The 9,808-nt window shown below is 58.0% G+C and carries 11 protein-coding genes; 5 read left to right on the top strand and 6 right to left on the bottom strand.

The annotated features are described in order from the left end of the window. Positions 1–491 precede the first annotated feature (491 nt). The 4 genes from QMZ16_RS16010 to QMZ16_RS15995 all read left to right on the top strand — a co-directional run bounded on the left by QMZ16_RS16010 (position 492) and on the right by QMZ16_RS15995 (position 2,284). Positions 492–1,358 carry a hypothetical protein gene (locus tag QMZ16_RS16010; RefSeq protein WP_235674089.1) on the top strand — a complete coding sequence of 289 codons (867 nt, stop codon included), beginning with the start codon at positions 492–494 and terminating at the stop codon, positions 1,356–1,358. Between the two features lie 155 nt (positions 1,359–1,513). Then, the gene (locus QMZ16_RS16005; RefSeq protein ID WP_108503561.1) at positions 1,514–1,750 is read left to right on the top strand and encodes a type II toxin-antitoxin system CcdA family antitoxin; all 237 of its coding nucleotides are present in this window, start codon (positions 1,514–1,516) and stop codon (positions 1,748–1,750) included. After that, positions 1,750–2,049, top strand: a complete 300-nt coding sequence (locus QMZ16_RS16000) for a CcdB family protein (protein ID WP_235674090.1) — start codon at positions 1,750–1,752, stop codon at positions 2,047–2,049. Before QMZ16_RS16005 ends, QMZ16_RS16000 begins: the two co-directional genes overlap by 1 nt. 43 nt (positions 2,050–2,092) lie before the next feature. Beyond that, positions 2,093–2,284, top strand: coding sequence for an addiction module antidote protein (locus tag QMZ16_RS15995; protein WP_282603990.1), 192 nt, complete (start codon positions 2,093–2,095; stop codon positions 2,282–2,284). Here QMZ16_RS15995 and QMZ16_RS15990 read toward each other — a convergent pair. Both QMZ16_RS15990 and QMZ16_RS15985 read right to left on the bottom strand, forming a co-directional pair. Then, on the bottom strand, positions 2,281–2,844 hold the full coding sequence (locus tag QMZ16_RS15990; RefSeq protein WP_282603989.1) for a hypothetical protein: 564 nt from the start codon (positions 2,842–2,844) through the stop codon (positions 2,281–2,283). The two genes, QMZ16_RS15995 and QMZ16_RS15990, sit on opposite strands and share 4 nt — an antisense overlap. After that, on the bottom strand, positions 2,841–3,107 hold the full coding sequence (locus tag QMZ16_RS15985) for a hypothetical protein (RefSeq protein WP_282603988.1): 267 nt from the start codon (positions 3,105–3,107) through the stop codon (positions 2,841–2,843). Before QMZ16_RS15985 ends, QMZ16_RS15990 begins: the two co-directional genes overlap by 4 nt. 155 nt (positions 3,108–3,262) lie before the next feature. On the opposite strand from QMZ16_RS15985, the gene mobQ reads away from it, so the two are divergent. Beyond that, positions 3,263–4,486 (top strand): MobQ family relaxase, encoded by a 1,224-nt coding sequence (mobQ, locus tag QMZ16_RS15980; RefSeq protein ID WP_282603987.1) that lies wholly within the window; start codon positions 3,263–3,265, stop codon positions 4,484–4,486. 15 nt (positions 4,487–4,501) lie between these two features. Here mobQ and QMZ16_RS15975 read toward each other — a convergent pair whose 3' ends face one another. The 4 genes from QMZ16_RS15975 to QMZ16_RS15960 all read right to left on the bottom strand — a co-directional run bounded on the left by QMZ16_RS15975 (position 4,502) and on the right by QMZ16_RS15960 (position 9,495). Further along, positions 4,502–5,473, bottom strand: coding sequence for a P63C domain-containing protein (locus QMZ16_RS15975; RefSeq protein WP_282603986.1), 972 nt, complete (start codon positions 5,471–5,473; stop codon positions 4,502–4,504). Between the two features lie 92 nt (positions 5,474–5,565). After that, the gene (locus tag QMZ16_RS15970) at positions 5,566–8,421 is read right to left on the bottom strand and encodes a DNA methyltransferase (protein ID WP_282603985.1); all 2,856 of its coding nucleotides are present in this window, start codon (positions 8,419–8,421) and stop codon (positions 5,566–5,568) included. A gap of 11 nt (positions 8,422–8,432) precedes the next feature. Continuing rightward, the gene (locus QMZ16_RS15965; RefSeq protein ID WP_235674092.1) at positions 8,433–8,885 is read right to left on the bottom strand and encodes a hypothetical protein; all 453 of its coding nucleotides are present in this window, start codon (positions 8,883–8,885) and stop codon (positions 8,433–8,435) included. A gap of 61 nt (positions 8,886–8,946) precedes the next feature. After that, complete coding sequence (locus tag QMZ16_RS15960) at positions 8,947–9,495, bottom strand: helix-turn-helix domain-containing protein (RefSeq protein WP_235674093.1); 549 nt, start codon at positions 9,493–9,495, stop codon at positions 8,947–8,949. Positions 9,496–9,808 lie beyond the last annotated feature (313 nt).

The following is a 9,808-nucleotide window of genomic DNA, read 5'->3' as shown; positions in this document are numbered from 1 at the left end:
TTGCCTTCTTATGATCTAAAAGGCAGGCAAAAAATGCACAGTCCGGGCGCGCTTGCGCGCCGGGGGGGAGCGCCCGCCAGGTAGCTGGCGACCCCCCGCCGAACGGACGGGCTGTGTAGTTTTTGCATGCCGTCGGACGCGAGGCCCCTTGTGGGCCGAGTGGACGACTCCGCGTGCGGATGCGCGCGCGGCGGGTGGGGGTCCGGGGGAGGGGAAGCCTTCTCGACCGCTGGTCTGGCGGCAGGGGCGGGATCGGCTTGTGAGACGGCCTGTGTGAAGGCTGCACTTCAACCGGAAGATACTGATCTGGCGATATTGGGTGTTATGCGGCGGAACGCGCAGGGGGGCGGGGATCAGCCAGGGGTTGTGTATGGGGGGCCAAAGGAAGGACCCTACTACGATCGGGCAAAGCTTGCTTGTGTGTGTCACGATTTTCGACACAGCGATAAGGTTTCTGCAATGTTGCGTGGAAGCGGGAAAGGAAGCTTGGCATGAACATCGCTGAAGACAACGCATCGGCCCGTGATGAGGTCACTTACGACATATATCTGCGTCTCCACGCGACCCAGCATCTTTACCCAGCCAAGACCCTCCGAACAGTCTTGTCCGAACTGTTCTACGCCGACTCCTTTGCCTGGCGCGCCGTTGGGATCACCCGAGAGGCCCTGAACGCCTACCGTGAAGCAGGGAAGGGCAGGATCAAGGGGATCGAACGTGCCCATCTGACAGATCGGCACAGGATGATCACGCATATCCTCAAGCGCGATATTCCCATGAGCCAGGACGAACTGTTCTCCTATTGGAGAACCCATGACCGCGTCGTCATCTCCCTCAAGAGCGAAAATCGAAACAATCAATTGGGGGACTGGATACCCTTTGACAACGAGCATGCAAACTACTTCACAAGGTTGGGGATAGGATTTCGCTACCAGCACGACATCGAGGGCGAGATGCTGCAACAATTGGCCGAAGAAATGGCAGGGGCTGATCGAGCAGAGATGCAAGCAGCCACACGCCTCTCCTTCAGGACACTGCCTCTTCCAAAAGCAAGGCAGAACCTAGATCTGTCCCTGAACTTTGATCGTCGTGACTATGATAAGATCATCTCCGGTCTTGTTCCTAGGGATATGGAGGACCGGTGGTTCATCTTCCATGAGGATGAACGGCTGTATTTTCATCGTTCATGGTCGGGATATTGTATCTACAGTGCCCGTCTTACCAATACGCCAATGGGAGGGACTTTAAGCGAGGCATGGGTCAATGCGGACAAGGAGCAGTACAACTGTTCAGAACCTGAGGAAGAGGCAAAGTTTATTGAAACCCTTATTAACAACCTTCTATTAGCTCGATGCACTTGATCTGCTATCTACAAAGGGCACCGCTGCCACTACCCTGCAGAAGTTCTGTTATGCGCCGGAAGGACTAGGGGGGTGGGTCTGCTTGGGACCTTATCAAGCCGCTTGTCTACCAAGGCAGTGCGCATATATCATGCGCACTACTTGAGGAGAAATCCATGCAAGCTCAATCAGCGCCCCGGAAGCCGACGAACCTGACCCTGGACCCTTTGCTTTTGACGGAAGCGCGGTCCTTCGGCGTGAACCTGTCCCAAGCTGCTGAGGCAGGGTTGCGTCGCGCCGTGGCCGAAGCCAAAGCGCAAGCGTGGCAGCGCGCGAATGCCGAGGCCCTTGCCAGCTCGAACGCATGGATCGACGCGCACGGTTTGCCCCTCGATCCCTATCGCCAGTTCTGATGGCTCGTTTCGACGTTTACGCCCGCCCCGCCGGGGCGGGCTATGTTCTGGATGTCCAAGCCGACATTCTGAACGGGCTGAATACCCGCATCGTGGTGCCGCTCCTGCCCTTGTCCGAAGCCCCGATGCCTGCAAAGCGGCTCAATCCCGTTTTCGAGATCGAAGCCGAGCCGCATGTCATGGTCACGCAGTTCATGGCAGCCGTTCCGCGCACTTTGCTGCGCAGCCCCGTCGCCAATTTGGCCGAACAGGACAGCGAGATCATGGCCGCGCTGGACATGGTGCTGGTCGGTTTCTGAACCGCAAAGCAAAACCAATGCCGCAGGATGGGAGGGGTGATCGATGACCGAAGAGACCTTTGCCCGCTACGACAGCGCCGACTACCTCAGGACCGAGGAAGACATTGCCGCCTATCTCGAAGCGGTCATGGCTGAGGCGGGCGATGATCCGGCCTATGTCGCCCGCGCCCTGAGCGTAGTGGCACGGGCGCGGAACATGATCGCCTTGTCGCGCGAGATGGGCATGAGCCGTTAATTTCCGGACTGCGAGGGCTGGTCAATCCAGAAGGCGCAGAACTTACGGCCCTCGGTATTCGGGATCACCTGCCCGCCTGCCGATCGGCAGAAGATGCCGGGGTTCTGGCCGAACTTGTGGGCATCGGCGCGGCCTTGCAGCCAGAAGACCGCCAGAGCGCCCAGGAGCGCCCCTGTGAGGCCCACAGAGGCCAGCCACACCCAGAACCCGCCGAAATAGCGCCAAGCCTGCCTACGGGCCTCTCCTGCGGCGCTGAGCAGCCGTTCGGAAGCTTCCATGCTCTCGCGATGCGCTTCATGGATGGCATCTTGGGCGGCGCTGGAGGCGGCGTGCATGGCGTGCAGGCGGAGATCTGTGGCTACGGTGAGAAGGCTGTTCTCGATGCGGTGTTGGACGGCGGGTCCGACTTTCGACATGCCATCCAAGCCTTGCACGACCTTGGCGTTGAGGGCTTTCGCCTCGGTCTTGTCGAGGCTTGTGCGCTGGAGCTGGTCGATCTGGCGGCGGATGAGGGTGATTTCATCGGCCAGGATCTCGAAGGGGTCTTTGACGCCGCTCATTCCCGATCCCCTTTTGCCTGAGCGGCCTTGGCGTCGAGTTCATCGAGCAGTCCCGTCACCTCCTTGAGGTCCACATCGCGGGTGACGTTCTTGCGCAAGGTGCCTGCCATCCACCGTGCAATCTTTGGATCTTTCAAAGCCTCGGTCGTGACAACCGCTCCGACGATGATCTTACGCCTGGTATCGGCGGCTTTCTGTCTGCTCTTGAGACGGTTCAGCTTCGCCTGCGCCTCGGCAATCTGCTGATCAATGCTGCGTGTCATTTTAAAATCCTGACTTCTCTCAATGGTTGCAAGTCTGGCCGCAGAGAGGATAGGGTGCAAGACACGAAGTGCCCACTTATACAAACGCTGCGCGTTTGTGTGGGCAAGGGAACACTCGCGTTTCCCTTGAACCCTTAGCTGAGTGCGGCGCTGACATGGCGATCTACCATCTTCGAGCCTCGATGATTTCCCGCAGCCAGGGCCGCAGCGCCACGGCGGCTATTGCCTATCGCGTGGCGGAGCGTATCGAAGACCGCCGCACCGGCCTTGTCTTCGATTACGCCAAGCGCGGCGGCGTCGATTACACCGAGATCCTCGCCCCGGACCACGCGCCGGATTGGGTCTCCGACCGATCCGAGCTTTGGAACCGGGTCGAGGAAGCCGAGACGCGCAAGAACAGCCAGGTCGCCCGCGAGGTGCGCGTAGCCCTGCCTGCCGAGCTGACCCATGCGCAGCGGGTCGAGCTGGTCCGCGACTTTGCCCAGGAACAGTTCGTGGATCTCGGCATGGTCGCGGATATCGCCCTGCACGCGCCGGGGCGCGACGGTGATGATCGCAACCACCACGCCCATATCCTGCTCACCACCCGCGAGATCGACCCCGAAGGCTTCACCACTAAGAACCGCGACTGGAACAAGGTCGAGCTTCTCGAAGACTGGCGGGAGGCATGGGCACAGGGTGCCAATCTCGCCCTCGAACGCGCCGGCATCGAGGAGCGCATCGACCACCGCACTCTGGAAGCGCAACGGGACGAGGCTCTTGAGCTGGCCGCAGAGGCGCGGGAACGCGGCGACGAGGCCGAGGAGCTGCGCGAGACCGTGCGGGCCGTCGCATTGGACCGCGAGCCACTACCGCAGCTTTCCGCCGGGGCGTGGCAGCTCAAGGAGCGCGGCATCGAGGTTGCGGCCGTTCAGGTCTGGCGCGAGGTAAAGGCGCAGGCCGCCGAGGTGGCTCGCGTGGCGCAGGAGCTGGCCGAGCGGGCGCGTTCTTGGCTGGAACGCGCCGCGGAACGCCTCGTGCCGGAACGGGGACTGGTTCATGCTGAGAACGTGGGGCGTTCTGGTGGCGCCAGCGAGCGGCAAGACATTGTGGCCCGGATGCGCGCTGCATGGGAGGCTCATCAGGGCCGCAGCGACGGCGTATCTGGCCGAGTCCATGCCTCTGAGCCTGCCAGCAGCCTGGCCGAGCGTATGCGTAACGCCGCGCAGGGAATTGACCGCGAAGCGTTGGCTGGGCGCGCTGCCGAGTTGCAGCGGGAGCGTCTGGCCGAAGACCGGCAACGGGTGGAAGAAGCCGAGCGGTTACAAGAGCAGGAGCGACTACGCGAGCTGGAGCAAGAAGCCCGACATCGGGACAGAGGTATAGACCATAGCCTGTAGGTTTGCCGCTTGAGGTTAAAAATCAAACTCTAGCTGATCACCATAAAGCTTTTGCAGGTTCCTTCTGAACTCGTCCTTGTTGCTGGAAATGCGAAGGACGGTCATCATAGTAATGACTTGGCTACGAAAGTGATCAAGCCCCTGCTTGTCTGTCAGAAACTGATGATGCTTGTGTTTCCGTCGATAGTTCGCATCCGTTGGGTTGGCCTCATCGAGCGCGGGTAGGACGGGTTTTGGCATCTTTTCATAGATCAATTCGCGTATCAGCTTCCCTGCGTAGCGCGGCCCACGGTTCTGCTCCTGACGCTTCCATCCATAAACCCTGTATAGTTCATTTGTGAACTCTACAGGAATTGTCTGCACCCAAGGACGGTGTTCTGGCCTGATGTATGCGGTTAAAATCTGCTGGAGTTCGTCAGCTTCACGCTTGGACTGATAGCCCGTTGCTTCGTCAATCAGAGCGATCAAGCCGATGCGTGTCAGGCTACGTGTAATTACCCGGCATTGGTGCGCTATATGAACCTGTTGAGCTTGCAAAACCCCATCGTCGTCGGCAGCGACGACTGCTTCCGCCATTTCTATCAGTGTGTCGGAATCGAAACCATTTGCTTCTTGGGAACCAACCTTGAAACGGATGGGGGTTGATATGCGAGCAAGAAGATCGTCGGAAACATAGGGTTTGAAACGGTCTTGTGCTGCAAAAAGCTCAAGGCGATTCATACCTTTAATCATCGCTCCGCCACGAGCCAAGCCGAAAGCGTCCAAAACACCATTCGTTGCTACGACACGGCGTTCATCAGCAAGAATATAGCAAGGAACTTCAATATCAGCGATTCGGATTGGTTTGTCTGGCGACCCATGGACCGCTTTCAAAGGCTGATTTCCCCACCGCTTTTGTGCAGCCTCTTTTGCGATCCGCGACCGTTCTTGCGCCGATAGCGCGCGCGAGCGGGCTACCCCCCCCTTCTGCTGTGGTGTGTCTGTCATGCGAATCCCCAATGCTTGCTTACGCCACAATCTCATGCTTGCTGAAATCCAGCAAGCATGAATTTTATTGGGCAAAAATGCTTGCTTTGAGTTTAGATTTTGTCCGCCTTCGACTTCGCCGTTCGACGCGGTTTTTTCTGCTTCTGCGTAGCCAGCATCCCGGCGACTTGCTGTTCATACATGCCGAGCAGATGGGCCACGCGGTCGCTTTCTGAGGCGAAGGCGGTGCGGCGATAGAGGCGGTCCACGGCGCGGTCGTTGGCATTGTGAGCGCGGCGCAGATCGGCGGGCATCATGTCGGGATCGTAGAGATCGGCCAGTGTCGCGCCGGGGTGATTGGCGCGAGCATCGAGGATCGCTTTTGCATGGGGTGCGAGGGCGGACAGCGCATTCGCAGGCGGCAGCGGAAAAGTGTTATAGACCACGCCGACCGAATACATGTAGTCGCTTTTCATTCGCCCTGTGATGGCGCGCATCCAAGCCATGTGCATGGACGAGGTGAGTAGGGCGAAAAGTTCTGGGGATGCATTTTCCATTAGCCGCAGCTTGTCGCTCGGGATTGTAGGGGGATTCAGCCATCCGATAGGGGCATAGTCCCGGCGTTCCGAGCTTACTTGGGGAATAACCAAGAAGGGCGCTTGCGGAACGACCGTGACATGAAACGCGGTTGGATTTTCAGCCAAAGCTAAGGAAGACATACCTGGTGGCTTTATAGTTTCTGGTCCCTTTCCTTTGGAAGGTATATTGCCAAGGCGATATTCCCTTACACGAGCAATAACATCGCGAACTAATGGCATGTTGCGTAGGGACGATACAGGAATTTCAGAGACACGCAGTATGAAGCGCGTGCTTCCTTGAATGAATTCTCTGGCTCCAATGAACGGGTGAAAGTAGGTCGCTGACGCAGGTTCATTCGCGATAAATGCGTCACGCTCTTCAGAAGAGTAAATGTAATGCCCGCCGTCGATAGGCTTCGATCCAGTGATAAGCTTAGGCAAACCATTGATGGGGCGGCTTTCCTCGCGTATCACGACATGCGGATTGGCCAAGGCGCTGGCATCGGTCAGATACGGGGAAATCGCCGTTGGCTGCGTCTCGATCGGTTCACCCCTGATGTCGGGATAGCTGAACAGCCGCTTGACGGGCCGTGCCGCGTTGCGCGGCTCCAGGCCGGTAACGATGACATGCACCGCCGCCTTGCCGCGCGCCTCGGACCCCCAAGCAAAGGTCTGGTGGGCAAAGGCGATCTCCATGCCGCTCCGGTCCAGCAACGCAGGCCACAGCTGCGCCACCTGTTCGCCTTGGACGATGGAATTCGTTGAGACAAAGGCGAAAGGCACCTTGTGCCCTTGCCCATAGCGGGCAGCTTTGAGGAACCATGCCGCCACATAGTCTAGCGTTCCACCGCTTTTGCCCAATCCTGCGATGCGCCGCACTTGGGCGCGCTGGAACTCAGACTGGTATTTTGCCCCGATGAAGGGGGGATTGCCGATGATGTAGCTACACCGTTCAGCGGGCAGCAGCGCCTGCCAATCGAGCTCCAGCGCGTCCCCATGCGTGATGGCCGGGGATTTTCGCAGCGGAATGCGCAAAAAAGCCGCGCCGAATTCCAAGCTCGCCTGCGTATTCATAATGTGGTCCATCATCCACATGGCGGTTTCCGCAATGCGGGCAGGAAACTCGGAAAATTCGATGCCGTGGAACTGGTCCACGTCGATCTTCAGCAGGGATTGCAGGGGCAATTCCGTCGCCCCACCCTTCATGCGGGCTAGGTCGTCACGGTGAATCTCGCGCAGCACCTCGATTTCCAGCAGGCGCAGCTCGCGATAGGTGATGATGAGGAAGTTTCCGCAGCCACAGGCGGGGTCAAGGAAGGTTAGCTTGGCAAGACGGTCGTGGAAGGCTTGCAGCAGCTTTACGCGGTTAGTTTTGCGGGCTTTCAAGCCCTCGAACTCGGCGCGAAACTCGTCCAGGAACAGCGGGCCGATGACCTTGAGGATGTTCTTTTCAGTGGTGTAGTGCGCGCCCGCCTCCCGGCGTTCCTGCTTGTCCATGACAGACTGAAACAGCGAACCGAAGATCGCAGGCGAAATCCCAGACCAGTTGAACTGTCCGGCATCCAGCAGGCGCTGGCGCATTTCGGCATTGAAGGCCGGGGTGCGGATCGTGGCCGAGAACAGCCCGCCGTTCACATAGGGAAACCGCGCCAGGTCTTCGTCCAAGGTGGTCTGACGTTGATCTTCGGGGGTATCGAGAACGTCGAAAAGCTGCGCCAGCAGGGGGCCGATGTCCGACCCATCCTCTTTGGTGCGGTTCTCAAGGAAATCTAGGAAGATGTCGCGAGGCTCGAAGATGCCCGTGTCGTCGGCAAACAGGCAGAAAACGATTCGAGTGAGGAAAACCTCAAGCTGGTGGCCTTTGTAGCCGCTGGCCTCAAGGCTGTCATGCAGCCGTCCGACCAACTCGGCCGCCTTGATGTTGACCGGGTCTTGGTCTTTGAAGCTGCGTTTCTCCATCCCCATGATGAAGCCGAACTTCTCGACGTGCTTGGGCAGATCGGCCAGCGCGAACGATGAGGTTTCGCGGGTATCGCGATCCAGAAGCTGGAAGGTCTGGAAGTCGCAAAGGAGCTGAAAGCGAGGGCGGTCGGTTTCTTTGATGGCGTCGAAATATTCGCCAGCCTGGACCTCGGCTTTCAGAAGATCGCGCCCGGCCGATTTCTGTTCGACCAGCAGGACACGGGGCCAGAACAGGTCGATGAAGCCGGACTTGTTGTTCAACTTCTTGACGTGTTCCTCGTAGCGGGCGACGGAACGCCGCTGAACACCAAATATCTGGAAAAAGTCATTATAGAAGGTCTGTGTCTCGCCCTTCTCATAAGTTGCATCTGCGTAATCTTTGGCGAAACGGGCAGCGCGCGCCCGGATCTCATTGAAGCTCAAGCGCACGTTCAAAATCCTTAACTAAAAAGACGCTTCCAAAATCCCTTAGACTGCGGGGCAGGCGGATCTTCCGAGGAAGTCGCAGATGCAGTCCTTTCCTGAGCGGTTCGGAGGTCGGACAATAGCCCTGTTGCTTGGGCCCGCCAACGGTCCCGATCCTCTTTCAAATCTGCTGATACTTCTCGTTCGCGGGCAAGAGCTTCGCGTTCTCTTTCAAGAAGCAGTTCCAACATGTCGATTTTGCTGGAGTCTTCCGTTCCGGGGCGTTCCGAATGCGCTTCATGGTGCGCCACTGGTGCGCGTTCCGGTGCGTTCTGGGGGAACGCTCTGGCAAGTTCGGAGGGGTCAATCGAGAATGTTCCATCTTCATTTCTGACCGCACTCAATCGACCTGATTTTATGGCTCTGTTGAGCGTTGATTTGCTTTTTGAGATGGATTTTGCAGCTTGAGATAAGGTTAGGAATGACATGGAACGCCTGCCGTTCTGTGGTGCACCATTTTAGCCGTTCCGGGCGGAACGCGGAACGGCCTCATTCGCCTTCTTCCGTCGAGGGAAGATCGGGCTCCATGCCATCAAAAAAAGGCTGCGATATGGGGGGTAGACCTGTTCCCGAGGGTAGTTGCCGTTCGCCTTGGAACAGAGATGGCACCCGGCGCAATGGCTCCAGTTCGTCCAGCAGTGCTTGATCGGGCTGCTCATCAGAAGACAGGATAATCGCAGCACTGAACAGGCTGTAACGGATACCGTCTCGCTTGCCACTCCATGCGACACGATCATTGATGATGTAGGCGTTGACCGTGCCGTTTTCTCCGATCTGCCGCACTTCGACCCAACGATCTTCACACAGGGTATCAAGGGCACGCTGAACAGTGCGGCGACTGCACCCCATTAGCTTCATCAGATTTTTTTGGCTGACCACGACAGCGTTATGTTGCCCAACTCGCGCTGTCAGGATGTGCATCAACTGAGCGGCTTTCGGAGCGCGTCCAATCAGCGCCGCCCAAGCTTCGTGCGCAGCTCTCTCCGTCTGGACCCACTGGCCAGTTGCTGATCGTGAAGCGGCAACAGCTTTTGTCATGTTCTTGGCCCTTTGAGGTGTCGATCAAGTTGCACTTTTTTGACGCAGGGGTGCGTCAGGTGTGACCGAAAATTGGTCATAAGCTACCGAATAGTGTCCTCAAGTAAAGGACAAAAATTGGCCAGAGGTGGACAAAAAGTGGCCTCAAATGACGCAGGGGTGCGTCATAGCTCATGACGCAGGGGTGCGTCATAGCTCATGACGCACCCCCCCCTAAAAAAACCAGCAAAAACAATAACTTATTTTTTTGCCTTCTTATGATCTAAAAGGCAGGCAAAAAATGCACAGTCCGGGCGCGCTTGCGCGCCGGGGG

The sequence above is a fragment of the Paracoccus sp. PARArs4 genome, assembly GCF_947311865.1.
Lineage (GTDB): Bacteria > Pseudomonadota > Alphaproteobacteria > Rhodobacterales > Rhodobacteraceae > Paracoccus > Paracoccus zeaxanthinifaciens.
This window is presented reverse-complemented; position numbering and strand designations above follow the sequence as displayed.